At 68.3% G+C, this 20114-nt stretch carries 14 protein-coding genes; 6 read left to right on the forward strand and 8 right to left on the reverse strand.

The genetic code is table 11. The annotated features are described in order from the left end of the window. Positions 1-6 precede the first annotated feature (6 nt). From IPG61_18015 to IPG61_18025, 3 genes are all read left to right on the forward strand, one after another. Positions 7-1113 carry a mechanosensitive ion channel family protein gene (locus IPG61_18015; GenBank protein MBK6735928.1) on the forward strand — a complete coding sequence of 369 codons (1107 nt, stop codon included), beginning with the start codon at positions 7-9 and terminating at the stop codon, positions 1111-1113. A 138-nt stretch (positions 1114-1251) separates the two neighbouring features. Continuing rightward, positions 1252-2403: an NAD-dependent epimerase/dehydratase family protein gene (locus IPG61_18020; protein MBK6735929.1), complete on the forward strand. Its 1152-nt coding sequence runs from the start codon at positions 1252-1254 to the stop codon at positions 2401-2403. 66 nt (positions 2404-2469) lie between these two features. Continuing rightward, the gene (locus IPG61_18025; protein MBK6735930.1) at positions 2470-4218 is read left to right on the forward strand and encodes a hypothetical protein; all 1749 of its coding nucleotides are present in this window, start codon (positions 2470-2472) and stop codon (positions 4216-4218) included. A gap of 67 nt (positions 4219-4285) precedes the next feature. Here the strand turns inward: IPG61_18025 and IPG61_18030 are convergent, their stop codons facing one another. Next, the gene (locus IPG61_18030) at positions 4286-6127 is read right to left on the reverse strand and encodes a retropepsin-like domain-containing protein (protein ID MBK6735931.1); all 1842 of its coding nucleotides are present in this window, start codon (positions 6125-6127) and stop codon (positions 4286-4288) included. A gap of 220 nt (positions 6128-6347) precedes the next feature. After that, positions 6348-7184, reverse strand: a complete 837-nt coding sequence (locus IPG61_18035) for a type VI secretion system tube protein Hcp (GenBank protein MBK6735932.1) — start codon at positions 7182-7184, stop codon at positions 6348-6350. A gap of 307 nt (positions 7185-7491) precedes the next feature. Here IPG61_18035 and IPG61_18040 point away from each other — a divergent pair, with 307 nt between their 5' ends. Further along, positions 7492-9108 carry a sodium:calcium symporter gene (locus IPG61_18040; protein MBK6735933.1) on the forward strand — a complete coding sequence of 539 codons (1617 nt, stop codon included), beginning with the start codon at positions 7492-7494 and terminating at the stop codon, positions 9106-9108. Between the two features lie 97 nt (positions 9109-9205). On the opposite strand, the gene IPG61_18045 is transcribed toward IPG61_18040, so the two are convergent. From IPG61_18045 to IPG61_18055, 3 genes are read right to left on the reverse strand one after another with little or no spacing between them, the layout of a single operon-like run. Further along, entirely contained in the window at positions 9206-9892 is a 687-nt protein-coding gene (locus tag IPG61_18045) for a DUF4395 domain-containing protein (GenBank protein ID MBK6735934.1), read from the reverse strand. 44 nt (positions 9893-9936) lie between these two features. Continuing rightward, complete coding sequence (locus IPG61_18050) at positions 9937-10191, reverse strand: (2Fe-2S)-binding protein (protein ID MBK6735935.1); 255 nt, start codon at positions 10189-10191, stop codon at positions 9937-9939. A 37-nt stretch (positions 10192-10228) separates the two neighbouring features. After that, positions 10229-11611: an MFS transporter gene (locus IPG61_18055; GenBank protein MBK6735936.1), complete on the reverse strand. Its 1383-nt coding sequence runs from the start codon at positions 11609-11611 to the stop codon at positions 10229-10231. 262 nt (positions 11612-11873) lie between these two features. On the opposite strand from IPG61_18055, the gene IPG61_18060 reads away from it, so the two are divergent. Both IPG61_18060 and IPG61_18065 read left to right on the forward strand, forming a co-directional pair. Continuing rightward, complete coding sequence (locus IPG61_18060) at positions 11874-12755, forward strand: hypothetical protein (protein ID MBK6735937.1); 882 nt, start codon at positions 11874-11876, stop codon at positions 12753-12755. Between the two features lie 183 nt (positions 12756-12938). Further along, positions 12939-13580: a haloacid dehalogenase-like hydrolase gene (locus IPG61_18065; GenBank protein ID MBK6735938.1), complete on the forward strand. Its 642-nt coding sequence runs from the start codon at positions 12939-12941 to the stop codon at positions 13578-13580. Between the two features lie 346 nt (positions 13581-13926). Here IPG61_18065 and pckA read toward each other — a convergent pair whose 3' ends face one another. The 3 genes from pckA to IPG61_18080 all read right to left on the reverse strand — a co-directional run bounded on the left by pckA (position 13927) and on the right by IPG61_18080 (position 20072). Beyond that, positions 13927-15597, reverse strand: coding sequence for a phosphoenolpyruvate carboxykinase (ATP) (gene pckA / locus IPG61_18070; protein ID MBK6735939.1), 1671 nt, complete (start codon positions 15595-15597; stop codon positions 13927-13929). Continuing rightward, positions 15594-16814, reverse strand: coding sequence for an aminotransferase class I/II-fold pyridoxal phosphate-dependent enzyme (locus tag IPG61_18075; GenBank protein MBK6735940.1), 1221 nt, complete (start codon positions 16812-16814; stop codon positions 15594-15596). Before IPG61_18075 ends, pckA begins: the two co-directional genes overlap by 4 nt. 186 nt (positions 16815-17000) lie before the next feature. After that, positions 17001-20072, reverse strand: a complete 3072-nt coding sequence (locus IPG61_18080; GenBank protein ID MBK6735941.1) for a CapA family protein — start codon at positions 20070-20072, stop codon at positions 17001-17003. Positions 20073-20114 lie beyond the last annotated feature (42 nt).

Consider the following 20114-nt stretch of genomic DNA (forward strand, 5'->3'; position numbering starts at 1 on the left):
CTCCCGATGGGCGACTTCCTGCAGCAGACCGCCGGACCGTGGACCATGTACCAGGTCTCGATCGGCTTCCTCCTGGCCGCTTTCGGCTTCATCGCGCGGCTGGTGCTCGGCTATGTGGCCAGCCACCAGCTGGCGAAGTTCACGGCGCGCACCGAATCACGCGCCGACGACCTGGCCGTCGAGGCCATCGTCAAGCCGCTGGGCGCCATCCTGCCGCTGGCCGGCGTGTTCCTCGGCATCCGCTACCTGGTCTCGCTGCAGCCGGAGTGGACGTGGCTCGCGACCCTCGACCGCCTGTTCCGCATCGTCTCCATCCTGCTGGTGACCTGGATGGCGTTCCGCCTGGCCGACGCCGGCGCCACGCTTCTGAGCGAGATGTCGGCCCGCACCGAATCGAAGCTGGACGACCAGCTCGTGCCGCTGGCCCGCAAGGGCGGCAAGGTGTTCATCGCCGTGCTCGGGCTCCTGCTGGTGGCGCAGAACCTGGGCTATTCGGTGTCGGGCCTGCTGGCCGGCCTCGGCATCGGCGGCCTGGCCCTGGCAATGGCGGCGAAGGACACGCTGGCCAACCTGTTCGGCTCGCTGATGATCATGCTCGACCGGCCCTTCCACGTGGGCGACGTGATCACGTTCTCCGGCGGCGAAGGCGTGGTCGAGGAGATCGGCATGCGCTCGACGCGCGTGCGCACTGCCGGCAAGACGGTGGTCTCGATCCCGAACCAGAACCTGGCCAACGCCACGGTGGAGAACCAGAGCCTGATGCCGCGCCGCCGCATCAAGTTCACGATCGGCATCACCTACGACGCTACCGCCGCGCAGATGCAGGAACTCGTGGAACGCATCGAGGCGCTGCTGCGCGGCAACCCGGACGTCGATCCCGAGCAGCTCATCGTCCGCTTCACGGAGTTCGGCGCCTCGAGCCTGGATATCATGGTGCAGTACTTCACGGTGACCACTGAATACCCGCGCAGTCTCGAGGTGCGCCAGCAGGTCAACCTGGCGCTGATGCAGCTGATTGAGGAGATGGGCCTGCAGTTCGCGTACCCGACCCGGACCGTGCACCTGCTGGGCGGGGCCGGCGAAGGGCGCCCGCAGGCTGCCGGTGAGGCCTAGGCAGGGCCTTTCGGTATTTTCGCGACCCGCTGCATCCCGAACGCGCCGCCGTCGTATATACTCCTTTCCCCTGACCGCCGGGCGGGCCCGCCGCGCCGCCCGGGCCGGACCGCGAACCACCAGCCCGGAGCGCACGCCATGACCCTGTCGCGACGCGATTTCCTGAAGACCTCGGCCCTGGTCGGCGCCACCGCCGCGGCCGCCGGCGCCCTGAATCCCTCGCCCGCCCGCGCCGACTTCACCGCCCTGCGCAGCAAGCGCCCGCTGAAGATCCTGATCCTGGGCGGCACGGCCTTCCTGGGGCCGTCGGTGATCCACGAGGCGCGCGCCCGCGGCCACGAGATCACACTCTTCAACCGCGGCCGCACCAACGCCGACATGTTCCCCGACCTCGAGAAGCTGCTGGGCGATCGCGACGGCAACCTGGAATCGCTCAAGGGCCGGAAGTGGGATGTGTGCCTGGACAACAGCGGCTACATCCCGCGCATGGTGAAGGACTCGGCGGAACTGCTGGGGCCGAACATCGGCCAGTACGTGTTCATCTCGTCGATCTCGGTGTATGCCGACTTCTCGCAGCGCGGGCTGAACGAGAAGTCGCCGGTGGCCGTCGTCACCGACGAGCAGCTCGCCGCCGCCAAGACGCAGAAGGACATCACCGGCGAGAACTACGGGGCCCTGAAGGCGCTGTGCGAACAGGCCGCCGAGAAGGCCTGCCCCGGCCGCACGTGCGTGATCCGGCCGGGACTCATCGTGGGGCCGATGGATCGCACCGACCGCTTCACCTACTGGCCCGTGCGCGTGGCGCGCGGCGGCGAGGTGCTGGCCCCGGGCACGCCGGACACGGTGACCCAGGTGATCGACGTGCGCGACCTGGCCGAGTTCGTGGTGCGCTGCCTGGAGCAGAAGACGATGGGCGTCTACAACGCCACCAGCGCACCCGGCGAGCTGACCATGGGCGAGCTGCTCGAGAGCTGCAAGAGGGTCTCGGGTTCCAATGCCACCTTCACCTGGGCGGACGCCGCCTGGCTGGAGAAGAAGGAAGTGGCGGCCTGGTCCGACATGCCGGTATGGGTGCCCCTCGAGGGCTCGGAAGCCGGCCACCCGTACATCGACGTCAGCCGCGCCATCGCGGCGGGGATGGTCTACCGGCCGATCAGCGAGACGGTGCGCGGAACGCTCGACTGGTGGGCCACGGTGCCGCAGGAGCGCAAGGATGCGCCGATGAACGCGGGGATCACGGCTGAGCGTGAGGCGGAGCTGCTGGCGGCCTGGCATGCGGAGCATCCGTAGGGCCTGTTAACGTGCCTTGCCCGGCGTGGGGCGCGCGGCGCGCATGGCGAGAGCGGCCTCGATCCAATGAGGATCGAGGCCGCTTTCAGATTCTCGCGCAACGATGGTTGGGCCGTGGAGGATTGCCTCCCCGAGCGAGGCCCTCCGCTCGATCTCGATCCGTTCCCTTCGCCGGCTTGCACGCCAGCGCGGCACGTGCCAGAAATCACACGGCAAATCGTCCACTTTCCAGCTTGCCGCGGTGATACAATGCAGACCTCGTTCGCCGCCCAAGGGGAGAGGAACTGCATGTCACAACGGAGCCGACCGCGGACGCCGCCACAAGGACGGCGTCCGGACGCGAAGAGCCCGGTTCGGGCAGCGTCCTCCACGGTTGGCGGATCGAGGCGCAGCCTGGGTCGTTTCGCCTTTCCGGTCGCCCTCGGAAGTCTGATCGCCGCCGGCCTCGTCCTGCGCTGGCTCCTGGCGGACCGCAATACCTTCCCGAACTACGACGGCGTCTTCTACATGGAACAGGCGCGAGCCCTTGTTAGCGAGGGGCGCCTGCCTTTCAGCACCTTCCCGCCGGGCTGGCCGTTGCTCTTCACCCCGATCCTGATGATTCTCGGGCTCGATGATCCGGCCGCGCCGCTGCGGGCTGCGCAGGCGCTCAATGTCGTCCTCGGGGCCGGGTTCGGCTGGCTGACGTACCTGGCGCTGGCCCGTGGATACGGGCGCTCGGTGGGACTCGCGGCGGCAGCCATCGTGCTGTTCCTGCCCCTGTCGCTTCATCTGTCCCGGATCGAGCTTTCCGACATGTCCGGTGCCTGCGCACTGACGGGGGCCTGGCTCTTCTGGGAACGAGGTCGCCGCTGGCTAACGGGCCTGCTGCTCGGCTACGCTTACCTGATCCGTCCGGAAATGCTCCTGGTCGTCGTGGCACTGCAGGTTCACGAATGGAAGCGTACGGGCCGCATCGGGTGGCGAACCGGCTTCGGCGCCATGATCATCGTGGTTCCGTACCTGTTGTTCCTCCGGGTTGCGACCGGGCAGTGGCTGCTCAGCAGCAAGGCCGTGTTCGTGCAGGAGGCGATCGCGGGCCTTTCGTTTGCAGCACTGGCGAGCCGCACGCTCCACAACGCCGGGGTGTTCTCGGCGCGGGCCGTGCAGGTACTCGGCTGGTCGTTGGCGGCGCTGGCCATCGTGGGGCTGGTGCGGCGACCCGGTCGTTGGCTCCTCTTCCTGGTTCCCGTCACGATCATTCCGTTCTTCTCCTTCAACATGGAACCGCGCTTCTGGCTGCCCTATTTCCCGTTTCTTCTATTGGCTGCCGCAAGCGGATTCCAATCGCTTCAGCAGTGGGCCCCATCGGTTGCCCGGCGGTACGTGACGCCGGCGGTGTCTGTTCTGGTGCTCGGCAGCGTGATCGCGATCCTGGTCCGGGATTACCCGCTGGTCGCCAACAACCAGGAAGCCTACATCGGCCTGAAGGAGGCCGGGCTGACGCTTCGTTCGCGTGTCACGCGCGATGCGGTGATCGCGTCCTACAAGCCGTACTCCAGCTTCTGGGCCTGGTGCGAATTCACGAAGATCCCGGACGGGGAATCTTTGCCTGCGATCCTTGCCGCCGTCGAGAACGCCGGCGCGCGATACCTGGTCGTCGACGCCAAGACGGTCGGTGACAGGCGTTCCGTCCTGCAGCCACTGCTCGTACCGCCGCTGCCGGACGAGTTCTCGCGACAACTTGCCCTGGTCGGCAGATTCACGTTTCCCGACGCGCCACTGCAGAATACGGCGATCTTCCTCGTTCGGGCCAATGAAGCGATGGGCCAGTGAGTCCCCGATGGAGGGATGGTTCTGATGTGCGTCTGGCCCAGGGGCCGAATGTCCTGCGGACCGGTAGTTACCGGCCCTCGATGATCGCGAAGCGCCCCCGCGCGTAATCGAAGACGAGCCGGCGGTCGCCGAAGAATCCGCGTCCGATCGCGCCGGCCACACCGTTGACGTCATCGTTCGGCGTTCCCGGGAACTTGGTCCGCACTTCCGGATCCGCGAATCGCCGACCGACCAGTTCGAGAAACGGAATGCGTGTCACGCGTTCGATGGTCGTTCCGGCAACGGTCTGGTTGTCGGCCAGGCCCAGGTCCGGCCCCGTCAGGAGGCCATGGTCCAGCGCGGCCTGGCTCGTGAAGCTGGCCGTGCCGGACTTGCCGGTGTCCAGAACGACGCGCGCCGCACCGGAAGCGAGTTTGATCTCCACGACCGGCCCGCCTTCCTCCTGCAACGGCAGCCATGAGGTGCCGGCGCCGGCAAGTTCAATGGGCAGCGCATCCGGAGCGAACACGCCCAGACGCCGGCCGATGTAATCGAACTCGACCACCGCATTCGCGAACACCGGGCCGCCGATGACTCCCGCGCGGTGCTCGCCGGCAGGGCTGCTCGCGTCCGACAGGTCCGCGACCATCACCATCAGGTCGCGCAGGACGAGTTGTCCGACCCTCAGTTCGTCCACGCGCCGGAACGAGCGCGGCCCTGCAGGGTGAAGCACCGCCAGGCCCAGCGAATCGGCGACGGACGTGTCGAGAATGACGAACGGCGCGCCGGAGTCGATGTGGAACCAGCCGACGTCGCGGCCATTGACCTGCGGGCGAACGAAGAGATGCCCGTAGTCGGGCGCGGTCCGGCCGGCGAGGTAGGGCGCCGCGGCCTGGTCCAGGACGACGTTCGCGACGACGGGCACCAGGGGGGCGTCGGCGCCGCTGCGGACCTCGACCGTTGTCCAGTTGCGCCCGTTGCCCCGGTAACTGGTCCGGCATTGCTGCGGGAAGAAGCCGCTTGCGCAGGATCGGTAGTCGCTGAATTCGAGGCGGTACGGTTCGGCGTCCCACTCAACTTCGGCGCTGACCGGCAGCCAGGTCCGCGGATCGATGAAGATGCGGGCCGGCACCACGCCGTGTTCCCGCCGCAGGGTGAGCACGGCCAGGCCGCTGTCCGGAGCGCCCGTCGCCAGGGCCTCGAACGCGAACGGCGACTCCGGCAGGAGCCAGGCGCCACTGCGGACGACGGCGGCCAGGAGGAGCTTCTCACCCATGCGGCGGTCGGACGAGACCCGACCAAGCGGCGCCCTCACCGTCCAGAGGCGGGAACCGTCGCTGCCGAGCTCCGGGACGCCGTCCTCCATCACGAAGATCCGGCCGCCCGGCGCTGCCCCGGCCAACCATGTCGGCTCAGCCTGTGGGTCGCCGGCCTGGGCGATCGTGAAACCGTCGCTCGTCGCCTCCGCGGTCAGGCGCATGGCGTTGCGGACCCGGGCCAGGATCTCATCCGCCGACAGCTCGTGGGACCGATAGCGGCGCATCGACCAGGTGCCCTGCGTGAGCACCTCAGCGCCCAGGCGCACCTCCAGCGAACCGGTGATGGTGTCGCCATCGCGGGCGCCCGCCAGCGCCACCGTGGCGCCGGCCAGATCGGCCACCAGGAAGAGGCTGTCGTCGCTTGCCGTGTAGCTGCCCAGCCGCAACTCCAGCCGCCGGCTGGCGTCCCCGACGGCCAGCCGCGGGGCACCATCGGGGGTGGTCCACTCCAGGGTCGCCATCCGCCACAGGTGCGGGGCGTTCCAGGTCCCGGACCAGGATTCGCCGGCCCGGGCGACGCTGGCGCACAGGGTGGCGACCACTAGAAGAATGAGTGTGCCCACGCACCCCTGGATGTGATGTAGCGGACGTCCGGCTCTCCTGCTGGGCATGGCGACTCCCTGCGCTTGTCGTGTTCCGATTAGTGTTGACGGAACATGGACGGCTGGGCAGTCCGAAAAGTTCGGTGGTGGGCCGAGGGTGAAGGTGTGGCGGCTCTCGCGAAACAGGTCCCCAGATGCGCCGGCGCAACCACCACTTTGCCGTGACAGTCGCGCCGGCGCGAGGTTTGTTCTCCGGGCTCCCTGCGGAGCCCGCTTCACGCCAATCGCCTCAGCGCAACACGGTGATGCGCTGCGTGATCTCGCGGCCCGGGTAGCTGAGCCGGGCCATGTAGACCCCCTGCGCCACCCGCTGGCCGTTCTCGTCCGTGCCGTCCCAGGCGGCGACGGTCGTTGCGCTCGACGTCAGCCCGTTGAACAGCTCGCGCACGCGGTAGCCGCGCAGGTCGAACAGCTCCAGGCGGGCGTTGCTGTCGGCCGGCAGCGCGAAGCGGAACTCGGTCTGCCCGTGCGTCGGGTTGGGTGACGGGGCCAGCACGATCCCCTTGTCCTCGGCCGGCGGCGTCGCCGCCGGGAAGGGATTCCAGGCGTATGTCGCGGTGGTGCCGGCGACGATGTCCGTGATGGTGACCTGCGAGAACGACAGGGTCATGTTCACGTCGAAGTAACCCCCGGCCTCGACGAATCCGTAGCTGAGGGACGAGATGTGCGCATCGTCCAGCACGAGCCGGGTCAGCGCCATGGGCATCTTGGCGGTGGGGTCGTCGATCAGGTCCACCGTGACGGACTGGAACGGCGTTCCGTTCGCCTGCGACTGGAACAGGCGCACCGTCGCCAGGTCCCAGGCCGCGGAAAGGGCCACGGCGCTGGGCTGTGCCGCGCCGGACGGCTGACCGTTCGCCCCGATGGGAACGGTGACGGAATGCTGCAGCGAGGACGTCTCGATCCAGCCCGCATAGCCGGGGATGGTCGATTCGCCGGCGATGGGGGTGCCGCCGGCATCGAGCACCCTCATGGCAATCTTCATGGCGGCCAGCGCCTGCCCGGGGAGTGCCAGGAGGGCGACGGCGAGGACGAGGCGGCTTAGGGATCGGATCGGGAAGCGCATGATGTCTCCAGGATTGCCAGGGGTTGTGGTTTTCGCGGCCGACCGGGGCGACCACCCAAACAGGATATCATGAATCCTGTATAGCGCAGGCGTGATTCGCGGTGGATCTTGTCCGTGGGCAACCGCCCTTGGAAGTGCGCCGGTTGCCTGCACCCGCCCCCCTGTGCTACGGTGCCGTCCTCATCGATGGCGGGCCCTGCAACAGCGGGCGCCCGCCTCGTCGGATCTGAGGACCCCCGTCCCGCCGAGGTGCCAGCGCATGGATTCGCGACCGGTGTCGCCACCCGACAACACCCGCGACAGCAAGATGCAATGGGGCACCCGCCTGGGCATCATCCTGGCGGTGGCCGGCTCGGCCGTCGGGCTCGGCAACTTCCTGCGCTTCCCGGGCAACGCCGCCGCCAACGGCGGCGGGGCGTTCATGATCCCCTACTTCATCTCGTTCCTGCTGCTCGGCATCCCCATCGGGTGGGCCGAGTGGGCCATGGGACGCTACGGCGGGCGCAAGGGCTTCCATTCGACGCCGGCCATCATGGGCGTCTGGGGCAAGGGCGCGTTCGCGCGCTACATGGGTGCCTTCGGCGTGCTGGTGCCGCTGGTCATCTACTTCTACTACGTGGTGATCGAGAGCTGGTGCCTGCGCTACGCCATTGCCTATGCGACCGGCGGCATCGGCGTGGATCCGGGCGCGGCGGTCGCTGCGCAGGTCGAGGCCTCGAAGGCGTACTTCGGCGAGGTGGCGTTCTCGGGCTCGAACGGCGTGGTGGATGCGAACGGCGTCCACCCCAGCCTCTGGTTCTGGGTGGTCACGTTCGCGCTGAACGTCTGGTTCGTGTTCCGCGGCCTGAGCAAGGGCATCGAGAAATTCTGCCTCTGGGCGATGCCCACGATGGCCGTCTGCGCGCTGATCGTGCTGGGGCGCGTGCTGACCCTGCCCGCCGATCCCACGAACCCCGCCGAGCAGAACGTGCTGGCCGGGCTGAATTTCATGTGGAATCCCGATTTCAGCGTGCTGCGCAATCCCCAGACCTGGCTGGCCGCCTCCGGGCAGATCTTCTTCAGCATGTCGGTCGGCTTCGGCCTCATCATCAACTATGCGTCGTACCTGCGGCGCAAGGATGACGTGGTGTTGTCGGGCCTGACGGCGGCGGCCACGAACGGGTTTTTCGAAGTGGCCCTGGGCGGCATGATCACGCTGACGGCGTCGGTCGTCTTCCTGGGCCTGGCCGCCACGCAGGCCAACAGCGGCGGCACCTTCAGCACCGGCTTCTTCGCGCTGCCGGTGGTGTTCGCGCGCATGCCGGCGGGCAATTTCTTCGGGGCCCTCTGGTTCTTCATGCTGTTCCTGGCCGCCATCACCAGTTCGCTGTCGATGCTGCAGCCGGCCAAGGCGTTCTTCGCCGAGACGCTGGGACTGCCCAACGGCCGGGCCACGGCCCTCACCGCCGCGATCTGCCTGGTGGGCAACCTGTTCGTGCTGTGGTTCAGCAAGGACCTGGTGGCCCTGGACACGCTCGACTTCTGGGTGGGAACGTTCCTCATCTTCGTCGTGGCCGGCACGCAGATCGTCTGCTTCGCCTGGATCACCGGGCTAGAGCGCGGCCTGAAGGAAGCGCATGAAGGCGCCCTGATGCGCATCCCGCCGTTCATCGGCTTCATCATGAAGTGGGTCTCGCCCATCTACCTGGCGACGATCTTCGGCTTCTTCTGCTGGCTCAAGGTGCCCGACTACGTGCGCACGATCACCGGCGGCAACGGCACGCCGCCCAACAAGGTCGCGCTCTACTCGTGGGGCCTGATCATCGCCACGATCGTGATGCTGCTCGTCGTGACGAAGCTCGGCGCCAGGCGCTGGCGGGCCGCCGGCATGGACCTTGACGGACGCTACCCGCCGGCCGACGACGAGCCCGGAGGTGCGCGATGACGACCCTGGCCTGGGTATTCATGCTGGTCTCGGTCGGCTACGTGGTCGGCCTGATGGTCTGGTGCTTCTGGAAGGTCCTGAAGCACCAGCGACGCGACTAGTCCGCCGCAGGCTCGGCCAGGGAGACTTCGTCGTCTCCACCGAAGAGGTTGTGCGGCGGCACGCGATACGTGTCGTGCAGCATGATCACGGCCACCGTCGCGCAGGCCACGAAGCCGAGGACGACCGCGGCCTGGGCCTTCGACGTCTTCTGGATCTCATGCCTGGCGCCCGGCTCACAAACCTCGCCCGGGCAGTGCTGCGCGCGCTGGCGATAGATCAGCGAGTACACCTTGCAGCCGATGCAGATGCCGAAAGCCGTCTCGCAGAACAGGAAGATGAGACAGATCAGGCAGATCAGGCCCGTGATCGGGCTGTACGTATTGAGGACGACCTGCAGGACGAACATGACCGAGGCCAGGAAGACGCCGATGATCCAGGCGAACTTCTTCTGCGCGGCGCCCACGTATTCGGGCGTCTGGTTGCGGACGATCAGCCGGCCGGTGATGAGCGACGGCGAGAGCCGCGGGCTGACCACGACGCGAATCAGGATGTCGGCCAGGAAGATCGTCACCGCGTACTTGAGCAGCAGGAAATCGTGCTTGAGCACCGCGACGAGGATCGCGACGAACATCATGACGAACAGGATCCCGGAGGCGGCCCTGATCTCCCGCTCGTTGAGGACGGGAATGGCGCAGCCGGCAACAATTTCACCGAACCTCGGTCCCTTGTTTTCGCGAGTCATCGATCTTCCTTCCCTGATCCGGCGCTGCGGCCGGTCGATTGTCTTCAGTCGAGGTCCAGCTTGACGTTGCCCTTGGTGATGCGGCACTGGCACATCAGCCGGCAGCCTGGCTCCAGCCCCATGCCCGTCTCTTCGGCGGTGGGGGGCGACAGGTTGTTCAGCCCGGACAGAATCCGCGTGGCGCACTTGCCGCAGACGCCGTTGTGGCAGCCGAAAAGCACACCGAGGTCGGCAGCAGCCTCCATGGAGCCGCCGGCGATGACATTGCGCTGCCGCGATCGGGTCTTGACGACCGGCATTGCGGGCTCCCGTATACGCGGCCTGGGGCCGCGGGTTTCAGTTGTCGTCGAGCACCGATTTCGGGAGCCAAGGTAGCGTCAGCAGCCCCGGCACGCCCAGCACCAGCACCAGCAGGAAGAAGTGACGGTAGCCGACCGCTTCCTGGATGGCGCCGCTGACCATGCCCGGGAACATCATGCCCAGGGCCATGAAGCCGGTGGCGATGGCGTAATGCGACGTGCGGTTCTCGCCCTTCGACAGGCGCATCAGCACCACCATGAAGGCCGTGGTGCCCAGGCCGTAGCCCAGCTGCTCGATGGCCACGAGCGGGAAGGCCAGCGCCGGGCCGGGCTGCGCGTAGGCCATGTAGAGGTACGCCACGTGCGGCACGTTGAGGGCCAGCGCCAGCGGCCACAGCAGCCGGCGCAGGCCGAACCTGGCGATGAGCCAGCCCCCTGTCACGCCGCCCAGCACCAGGCAGGCCAGGCCTACGGTGCCATACGACAGGCCCACCTGCTGCGTGCTGAAGCCGAGTCCGCCGGCTTCGCGCCCGTCCAGCAGGAACGGCGCCGCCAGCTTCAGCAGCAGAGCCTCGCCCAGGCGATAGAGCAGGATGAAGGCGATGACGACCGCGATGCGCGGCTGCGAGAACCACGCGCCGAAGACGGCCAGCCAGCGCCGCAGCGCCGACTCCGGCACCATGCCGGCGGCGGATTGGGCGGCTGCGGATTGGGCAGCGGCCGCTGCGGCGGCGGCGCGCGCCAGCGGCCGGTCCGACTCCGGACGCGGCAGCACCAGGCAGTGCCACAGCCAGAACAGGGCGTAGACGACGCCGGCCACGGCGAACGTGGTGGCCCAGGCCGCGGCCACGCTCGACATCCGGTTCTCGAAGCGGCCGGCCAGCGTCACGAGCAGGCCCGAGCCGAAGATCATCGCCGCGCGATAGAACATGGTGCGCACGCCGACAAACCAGGCCTGCTGCGCCGGCGACAGGGCGTGCAGGTAGAAACCGTCGGCCGCCACATCATGCGTGGCCGAGACAAAGGCCATCAACGCGAACACCGCCAGGCTGACCGGCAGGAACGACGGCAGGCCCAGCGCCGCCCCCACGCCCAACAGGCAGGCCGCGAGCACCAGCTGCGTGCCGAGGATCCACTGGCGCTTGGTCGCGCGCGTGTCGACCAGCGGCCCCCACAGCATCTTGATCACCCACGGCAGGTACAACCAGCTGGTGACCAGCGCGATGGTGGCGTTGTCCACATCCAGGCGCTTGTAGACGATGACCGAGACGGAATTGGCCAGGATGTAGGGCACACCCTCGGCGAAGTAGAGCGTGGGGACGAACACCCAGGGCGAACGGGTACGGATGGACACGCGGGCCTCCCTGCCGGCATGGGAACGGCGGCGATCTTGGCCGGTAGCGGCGATCGGGGCAATCATCATCTGGGTTGGGCCGCCGAAAATGCCGATCATCATCCCGGCGATGGGTGCCCCGGCGTACCATTGTGAGGGGCCGGTGTACCGGCAGGTACGCGGCACCGCGCTATCGGCCTGCCCCACATCCCTCCGCCTGGACCCATAACATGATGTCCCCATGATATTTAGGAAGACAGACGCACCGAGTGGCGCCGGTGGGCCGGGTCCTTGCAGCCTTATCCCCTGTTGCCCCCATGAGGACCACCCGAATTCCGAGGTCGAAGACATGAGAACCCGACAGAACGGCCTGACGCTTCTTGCCCTGCTCCTGACCCTTTCCCTGTCCGTCCTGCTGGCCGGCTGCGGCAGCGACGATCCCGCTTCCCCGATCGACACCACCGCGACCGTGAACGAAGACGCCGCGCAGGCGGTGGCCAGCGACGTCGCTTCCGACAGCGGCGGCGTCTCGGACCAGCTGGCCGACCTGTCGATGGCCATCGGCGGCCTGGGTGGCGCGAAGTCGGCACCCGCAGGCGAGTTCGTGCAGGGCCGCTTCCGCGAGTCGGTGTACGACGACATCACCGGCACCTGGACGATCACCGTGGCCCGTGAACAGGGCTTCCCCGAGGGTACGCCGTACCACGCGATGTCGCGCGTCTTCACGCTGCGCCTGCTCAATGCAGCCGGCCAGCCCCAGCAGTACCGCGTGGTCGGCGCCGACACCGCCGTGACTGCCGAGTTCAACATCGTCTCGGGCACCGGCATCCACCGCACGCAGCGGCGCACGCACAACCTGGACGAACTGTCCGGCGCATTCCTGGTGACGGGCGTCAACAGCGACATGCTGACCATCAACGGCACGTACCTGCGCGGCGCGTCGCACAGCCTCGAGACCCCGCGGTTCTCGCGCACCCTGGTCGGCGTGCTGGATGTCGATCTGATTGACGTCACCGTGCCGCGCATCATGGGCGCGAACTTCAACAGTGCCGTCTCCGGCACCATCACCGGCACCTGGGTGGCCGACATCACCGTCACGCGCGGCGACGACTACATGGAGCAGCACGTGGAACGCGAGATCACCATCGTGCTGGGCGACGGCGAGGCCGAGATCAACTGTGGCGGCGGCGCCTTCCGCGCGCTGCTGGGCACCGGCGAGATGCGGCGCTAGGCGCAGCTTCCCGACCCTGCGTTAGTGCGGACCGGCGGCCACGGGGTCGCCGGTCCTCCTTTTTACCTGGTGCTAAATGCGCTCCTTTGCGGTTGCCCTGCGCCGGCGCACGCACTTGATTGTCGCGACCGTCGCCGCGCCGGCGACCGCCACGCCACCCGCCACGCCAGGATCACCGTCGCCATGCCCATCCTCGTGACCGATTTCGACGGGACGTTCACCCGGCGCGATTTCTTCGACCTGATCCTCGAGCGGCACAACCCGCCCGGCGCCCGCGCGCTGTGGGACCGCTTCCTGGCGGGCGGGATGACGCCATTCGAGGGCATCGCCGGCGTGCTGGGCTCGCTGCGAACCGACGAGGCCGGGGCGTTGGAGCTGGTCGCGGCCATGGATCCGCCGCCGGGCGCCGCCGCGGCCGCGCGCGCGCTGCAGGCCGCCGGCTGGGAGATCGTCGTGGCCTCGGCGGGGTGCCGGTGGTACATCGAGCGCGTGCTTGCCTCGCTGGGCCTGTCGTTCAACGTGCAGGCGAACCCGGGCTGGTTCGCGCCCGCGCGTGGCGTGGTGATGGAGCTGGATCCGGACTCGCCGTACTTCCACCGCGAACTGGGCATCGACAAGCCGGCCGTGGTACGCGCGGCGCTGGCCCGCGACCCGGTGGTGGCCTTCGCCGGCGACAGCCCCCGGACCGACGGGCCGGCCGCCATGCTGGTCGCGCCGGACCGGCGCTTCGCCACCGGACCGCTGGCGCGGCGCCTGGCGGCCGACGGCACGCCGTACCGGGCGTTTGCGGACTGGACGGGGATTGCCGCCCAGCTGCTGGGCTAAGGCCTGCATCGGTGGGTGGGAATGGCTGGAGCAAAGGAAAGCCCGGGAGGCCCCGGGTTTTCGATAGCGTGGACGGGATCCGCGAGCTGCCGAGCCTGTTGCGTCGTCAGTGTCGCTCAACTACCGGGCGACAGTAGCCGAGGTCCTTCCTGCATCGTGCAGCCCGCAGGATCCGCTGGCCGCGTGGTCGCCCGGGTGTGGACCCGGGAACGTCCCACCACGGCCACATCCATACATAAAGTATTCTTTAATATTCCGCAAGGGCCATGGTGCGCAGGCATGAAAGAGCGCCCTACCGCCTGAAGCCGGCAGGGCGCCTACTGGTCAGCAACCCCCTGTGGGGCCGTTACTTACCCTTCTCCACGTCCTTCAGCCGCCGCGGCCCGGCCTTGACGATTTCCGCCGGGCAGCCGTCGAGGAACAGCTTGAAGTTCTCGCGGAAGCGGGCGGCCAGGGCGTCGTAGCGGCGCCAGTAGTCGTCCTTGTCGCCCCAGCTCGACGACGGATCGAGCACTTCCTCGGGCACGTCGGGGCACGTCTTCGGCACCTCGAACCCGAACAGCTTGTCCTCGCGGTACTTCACCTTGTCGAGCTTGCCCTCGAGGGCGGCGTTCAGCAGCCCGCGGGTGTGCCTGATCGAGATGCGCTTGCCGATGCCGAACGGGCCGCCGGTCCAACCCGTGTTGACCAGCCAGCAATTGGCGCCGGTAGCCTCCATCTTGGCACGCAGCATGTCGGCGTAGACGAACGGGTGGTGCACCATGAACGGCGCGCCGAAGCAGGCCGAGAACGCGATCTCCGGCTCGATGCCCAGCCCGATCTCGGTGCCGGCGATCTTCGCCGTGTAGCCGCTGATGAAGTAGTAGATCACCTGTTCCGGCGACAGCCGCGCCAATGGCGGCAGCACGCCCTGCGCATCGCACGTGAGCAGGATGATGTTCTTCGGGTGCGTGTCGACGCGCCCTTCCTCGAGCACGCCGTCGATGAACGACAGCGGGTACGAGGCGCGCGTGTTCTCGGTCAGCTTGTCGTCGTCCAGGTCCAGCCGGCGCGTGGTCGGGTCGTGGACCACGTTCTCGAGGATGGTCCCGAAGCGGCGCGTGCACTCGTGGATCTGCGGCTCGTGCTCGGCCGACAGGCGGATCACCTTGGCGTAGCAGCCGCCCTCGAAGTTGAAGATGCCGCGGTCGGACCAGCCGTGCTCGTCGTCGCCGATCAATTTACGTTTCGGGTCGGCCGACAGCGTCGTCTTGCCGGTGCCCGACAGGCCGAAGAACAGCGCCGGTTCCTTCAGCTCGTAGTCGACGTTGGCCGAGCAGTGCATGGCCAGCACGCCGTCGAGCGGCTTCAGGAAGTTCATCACCGTGAAGATCGACTTCTTGATCTCGCCGGCGTACATCGTGCCCAGGACCAGCGCGCGGCGGTCGGCGAAGTTCAGCGCCAGCACGGTCTGCGAGCGCGTGCCGTCGATGCGCGGGTCGCACTTGAAGTGCGGGCACGCGATCAGCGTGAACTCGGGCACGAACTCCTTGTACTCCTGGCGGCTCTTCGGCGAGATGAACATGTTGCGCGCGAACAGGCTCTGCCAGGCGTCCTGCGTGATGATGCGGACGGCGAGCCGGTGCTCGGGATCCTGGCCGCAGTACACGTCCTGGACGAAGATCTCCTCGCCCTGCAGGTGGCCCTGCACGCGGGCGAACAGGTTGGCGAACTTCTCGGGCGCCAGCGGGCGGTTGTACTCGCCCCACCAGACCTTGTCCTCGGTCTCGTGCTCGCGGACGATGTACTTGTCCTGCGCCGCGCGCGCGGTCCACTTGCCGGTCTCGACCAGCATGGCCCCGTGGTTGACGATCTGGCCCTCGCCGCGGAAGACGAACTCCTCGTAGAGCGCTTCCTCGGTCAGGTTCCAGTACACGCGCTTCAGCTCCATCAGCCCGTGGTTCTCGAGGCCGAAATCGGCCTTCAGATCCGTGCGATGATGGTCCGCCGGCGAGGCGATCTTCAAAGACTTCTTCATAGCCAGTCCCTCACCATCTTGCGCTGACCGATGATCAGTTCATTGGGTGAATTGGGGTCCAGGGCCCACTTCATCCGCTCGATGCCCTCGATGATCTCCTTCGACGTCCCGCAGGTGCTCAGGCGCAGGAAGCCCTCCATGCCGAACTCGACGCCCGGCACGGTGCAGACCATCACCTTGTTCAGCAGGAACTCGGCCAGCTTGGTGCTGTCCTTGTTGTACGTCGAGAAGTCGGCGAAGCAGTAGAACGTGCCGTCGGGCGGCGTCACCTTCACGCCGTCGAAGGCGCCCAGGCGCCGCACCATCACTCCGGCGTTGTTCTCCAGGGTCATCACCAGGTTGTCGACGCAGTTCTGCGTGCCGTTGATGGCCGCGATGGCCGCCTTCTGCAGCAGGCCCGACGGGCCGCTCGTCTGGTGCGACTGGATGATCGACATGACCTCGATCAGCTTCGGGTTCGCGATGGCCCAGCCGATGCGGAAGCCCGTCATCGCGTAGACCTTCGAGACGCCGTTGATGACGATCATCTTGCAGTTGTCGCTGCCGAAATCGCTGGCGCACCTGATCGGATTGGTGACCCGCTTGCCCCCGAAAACCAGGCGATTGTAGATGTCGTCCATGATCAGGTAGATGCCCTCCTTCTCGCAGAGGGCCACGACATCCTTGATGAACTGCTCGGGGTAGATGGCGCCCGACGGGTTGTTCGGGCTGTTGATCATGATGGCCTTGGTGTTCGACGACATCCGCATCGTGATGTCGGAGATGGTCGGGACCAGGCCCCCGTCCATCGGCTTGGCGGGCACCGGCACCGCGCCGCACATCTTGACCATCTCGGGATAGCTGACCCAGTACGGCGAGGGGAAGATGACCTCGTCCTGCGGGTTCAGGATCGCCTGCAGCGCGCACATGATCGCCTGCTTGGCGCCGCCCGAGGCCATCACCATGCCGAGCGTGGGCCGGTAGCCGTACTGGTCGTGCGTGTAGCGGATGATCGCGGCCTTCATGTCGGGCGTGCCGTAGGCCGGCGTGTAGCGCACCTCGCCCGAGTTGAGCAGTCCCGCAGCCGCGGTGAGCGCGTCCAGCGGGGGCAGGCTCTTCGGCTCGCCGCCGCCGAGATGGATGACGGGGTCACCCTTGGCGCGCATGATGGCCACGCGTTCGTTCATCTTCAGCGTGGCCGATTCCCGAAGGTCCCTGGCGATCAGACTGATGGTCATCGCGTGCCTCTCCTGCTGCCACGGCCGGCGCTGCGGCGATCGCCGGGCGCCCCCTGGTCGTGGAATGCCGATCCGCGAAAACTAAGCGGCGGGACGGGGAAAGTAAACACGGGGCCGCGCCGATCGGCGGCCCCGTGGATTGGCGGACAGGGCCGCTCCGGATAGCGGCACGGCTCCTCTGCAGGGCTAGCGCACGAGGGTCAGCTTCAGCGCCGGCGCGGCGCGGCCACCGGCCGTGGCCCGGCAGAAATAGACCCCGCTGGCCAGGGGCCGGCCGCGGTCGTCGGCCCCGTCCCAGCTGAGCCCGTGAAGGCGGCCGGATTCCAGCGGGCCGGCATACAGGATCCGCACACGCCGGCCGGCCAGGTCGTGCACGGCCACCTCGACCGGCACGGCGCCGCCGGCCGGGCCGGCCAGGGCCAGCTCGATGGTCGTGCGCGGGTTGAACGGGTTGGGGTGGCAGGCCAGGGCGAGGGTGGCGCCGGCCCGCGGCGTCCCGTCGTCGGGGCCGGGCCCGACGGCGCTGGCGGCCGGTCCGTACGTCACCAGTGACACGGACACTGTGCCCGCGTCCGCTCCCGCGCCCGCCCGCCGCACCTGCAGGTACCGGTAGTTGTGCGGGGCCGGCACCTTCAGCGTGCCGTCGAGCGGCTGCCAGGGTTCCCACTCGATGAAGGCCAGATCGTCGAACCACGCCTTGCCGGTGCCGACGGACGGCGGCTCCACCGCGCAGCGCATCTCGAACCAGGCGGCCGTCGCCGGCGTGGCGAGGTCCTTCCACTGGTGCACCCAGTCGGTGGTGCCGGTGAAGCGGGCTGCCAGGTCATAGTCGCCGAGCGCCGTCTCGGTGCTGCGCGTGCCGTAGAAGCGCGCCATGATGCGCGCCTGCGCCGTGTTGTCGGCCTTGAGCCAGCCCTCAGCCGAATGGCGGCGATCACCGCGGCACATGAGGTGCGCGATCAGGTCGGTGCCCGTCTGCCCGACCTGGCCCTGGCTGCGCTTGATGGCCAGGCTGCGCGCGCCGTCGTGGCTGGTCGAGGGGTCGAGGGTCTCGTCGTCGGTGTTCACGTCCCAGAAGGCGGCGCCCTCGTCCTCGAAACCCGTGTGCCAGAGCAGTTCGCGGCCCCAGGCCACTTCCCAGCCCGCGCCGCCGCCACCGGTCACGCCGGCGACAGCCGCCAGGAAGCCCTCTGCCGGCAGCCGCAGCGGCGGCGAGGTCACGTAGCCGTCCTGCTCCACGGCAGTGAAGGGCAGCTCGAGCGGCGTCACCGTGGAGTCGAGCGCCGCCCGCGACAGGTGCAGGCGCGCCTGCGGCGCCGGGCTTGCGGCCGGATCGGGCACCATCACGACGTTCATGGCGCGCGACTGGTCGGCCAGCCAGCCGAGGATCTCGCGGCCCAGGTTGCCGGTGGCCGGCCGCGGGATCCAGTGGTCGATGAAGGCCGGCGTGAAGCGGTACCCGTTGATTCCCGAGCTGTCGATCTCCAGCGTCAGCACGCCGGTGGGCATCGTCTCGACGTAGGACAGGTCGAAGACGAAGTTGCCCAGGCTGTGCGCGATCAGGCGGTTGTTGTACGACTCGAAGCCCTGCAGCACGTGCGGGTGGTGGTTGATCAGCACGTCAGCGCCGAGATCCAGCGCGGCGCGGCGCAACGCGCGCTCTGAGGGCGTGGGCTCGTTGAGGAAACGGAATTCGGGCGCGGCCTTGTCGACGGCCTCGACGTCGAAGCCGGCGATGACTTCGGCAGCGGTGCCGGCTGCCGACGGCGGCACCAGCGCATACTCGGCGCCGCTGTGCGTCTGGACGATGACGACATCCGCCTGCGCGCGCGTGGCCGCGATGGAGCCCTCGAGTTGCGGCGGCAGCAGGTACGCGAAACCGGGCTTGTCCCAGCCGGCGTCGAGGAACGGCTGGAAGTTCCACTCGCGTCCGGTGCGGTTGCACAGGCCCAGGAAGCCTAGCCGCACGCCGCCCTGCGACCAGAACGCGGGCTGCAGGGCAAAGGTCTCGTTGACGCCGGCGCCGCAGTACGGGATGCCCAGGCCGTCGAGCCCGGCCATGGTGTCGAGCATGCCGATCTCGCCGTAGTCGATGATGTGGTTGTTGCCGATCGTCACCAGGTCGATGCCGGCGTACGGCAGGCCGGCCAGGTTCTCCGGCCGGCTGCGGAACACCACCGACTTGGTGGGGTGCGGCGTGCCGCGCGAGGTGTAGCTGACCTCGAGGTTGGCCACGTTGACGTCGGCGGCCTGGCCGAAGATGGGCCGGGTCGGGGCGAACAGCGCCTCGATGCCCTGCGTGTCGATGATGCCGCCGGAAGTCTCGTAGCCCCGGCCCGTGAACACGTCGCCCACGAAGTTCACGGTGAGGCTGCCGTCGTCGGCGCCCTCGTGCACATCCACGCGGCAGGTGTCGCCGCCGGCCAGGTTCGTTGCGTCGCGCACGACCAGGCCCACCGTCCACGGGTGGCTCGCCGTGACGGTGAACGTGTGCAGCGGGTCGGGCAGTGCGCTCGCCTGGCCGTCGCCGAAGTCCCAGTGCCAGGTGAACTGGTCCGAGTCGGGGTCGAAGACCGTGGCCTGGAAGCGTGCCGTGACGGCCCAGGCGTCGGCGCGCACCTTCCGCTGGCTCTCGATCGTGTAGAGGATGTTGACGCGCGGTGCCACGGGCTGGTCGGCGGTGACGTCGGCGATCGCGTCGAAGCGCGTCGTGCCGGCGCTGCCGCTGCCCGACTCGTTGACGAAGAACACGCGGTCGATGAGCGGCTCGGTCCCGAAGGTGGAGCGCCAGTCGCGGCCCAGGGGCAGCAGGTAGGGCTGCCAGGCGCCCAGGTCGAAGGCGCCCTGGTAGACGGTGCGCCAGTTCGCGGCCGCCGGCAGGTCGCGGCCGGCAATCGTGTAGAACAGTTCGTTGGTGCCGTCGCCGAAACCGATGGCCTGCGTGCCGCCCCGGCTGGCCGCATTGGCAGCTACACGCCACACGGCATCCGCGTCGACGGCGCGCGGGGCGATGGAGAGCACCTTCCAGGTGTCGCCGGTCAGCTGCAGCGCGGCGGTCGAGCCGTCCCAGGCGCCGGCCACCAGCGACCAGGCCGACGGCTGGCTGTCCTGGCCCGGATAGGAGGCCAGGGGCGGCGGGCCGTCCTCGAAATCGATGATGGTGTCGGCAGCCGTGGCGACGGTTGCCGCCAAAGCCATGGCCAGGCACATGGCCCGGCCCAGCCCGCTTGCCGAACTCCTGCGTCTGCAATCGTGCATGCATCCCCTCCGGCATTCCCCCGCCGCGCCGGGGAGTATATC

The organism is bacterium (assembly GCA_016703265.1).
Lineage (GTDB): Bacteria > Krumholzibacteriota > Krumholzibacteriia > LZORAL124-64-63 > LZORAL124-64-63 > CAINDZ01.

What these genes read in the sequence shown, in the direction of transcription:
- IPG61_18015 (MBK6735928.1), top strand. Translation starts at nt 7, where the DNA reads ATGGGCGACTTCCTGCAGCAGACCGCCGGACCGTGGACCATGTACCAG.
- IPG61_18020 (MBK6735929.1), top strand. Translation starts at nt 1,252, where the DNA reads ATGACCCTGTCGCGACGCGATTTCCTGAAGACCTCGGCCCTGGTCGGC.
- IPG61_18025 (MBK6735930.1), top strand. Translation starts at nt 2,470, where the DNA reads ATGAGGATCGAGGCCGCTTTCAGATTCTCGCGCAACGATGGTTGGGCC.
- IPG61_18030 (MBK6735931.1), bottom strand. Translation starts at nt 6,127, where the DNA reads ATGCCCAGCAGGAGAGCCGGACGTCCGCTACATCACATCCAGGGGTGC.
- IPG61_18035 (MBK6735932.1), bottom strand. Translation starts at nt 7,184, where the DNA reads ATGCGCTTCCCGATCCGATCCCTAAGCCGCCTCGTCCTCGCCGTCGCC.
- IPG61_18040 (MBK6735933.1), top strand. Translation starts at nt 7,492, where the DNA reads ATGCAATGGGGCACCCGCCTGGGCATCATCCTGGCGGTGGCCGGCTCG.
- IPG61_18045 (MBK6735934.1), bottom strand. Translation starts at nt 9,892, where the DNA reads ATGACTCGCGAAAACAAGGGACCGAGGTTCGGTGAAATTGTTGCCGGC.
- IPG61_18050 (MBK6735935.1), bottom strand. Translation starts at nt 10,191, where the DNA reads ATGCCGGTCGTCAAGACCCGATCGCGGCAGCGCAATGTCATCGCCGGC.
- IPG61_18055 (MBK6735936.1), bottom strand. Translation starts at nt 11,611, where the DNA reads ATGATTGCCCCGATCGCCGCTACCGGCCAAGATCGCCGCCGTTCCCAT.
- IPG61_18060 (MBK6735937.1), top strand. Translation starts at nt 11,874, where the DNA reads ATGAGAACCCGACAGAACGGCCTGACGCTTCTTGCCCTGCTCCTGACC.
- IPG61_18065 (MBK6735938.1), top strand. Translation starts at nt 12,939, where the DNA reads ATGCCCATCCTCGTGACCGATTTCGACGGGACGTTCACCCGGCGCGAT.
- pckA (MBK6735939.1), bottom strand. Translation starts at nt 15,597, where the DNA reads ATGAAGAAGTCTTTGAAGATCGCCTCGCCGGCGGACCATCATCGCACG.
- IPG61_18075 (MBK6735940.1), bottom strand. Translation starts at nt 16,814, where the DNA reads ATGACCATCAGTCTGATCGCCAGGGACCTTCGGGAATCGGCCACGCTG.
- IPG61_18080 (MBK6735941.1), bottom strand. Translation starts at nt 20,072, where the DNA reads ATGCACGATTGCAGACGCAGGAGTTCGGCAAGCGGGCTGGGCCGGGCC.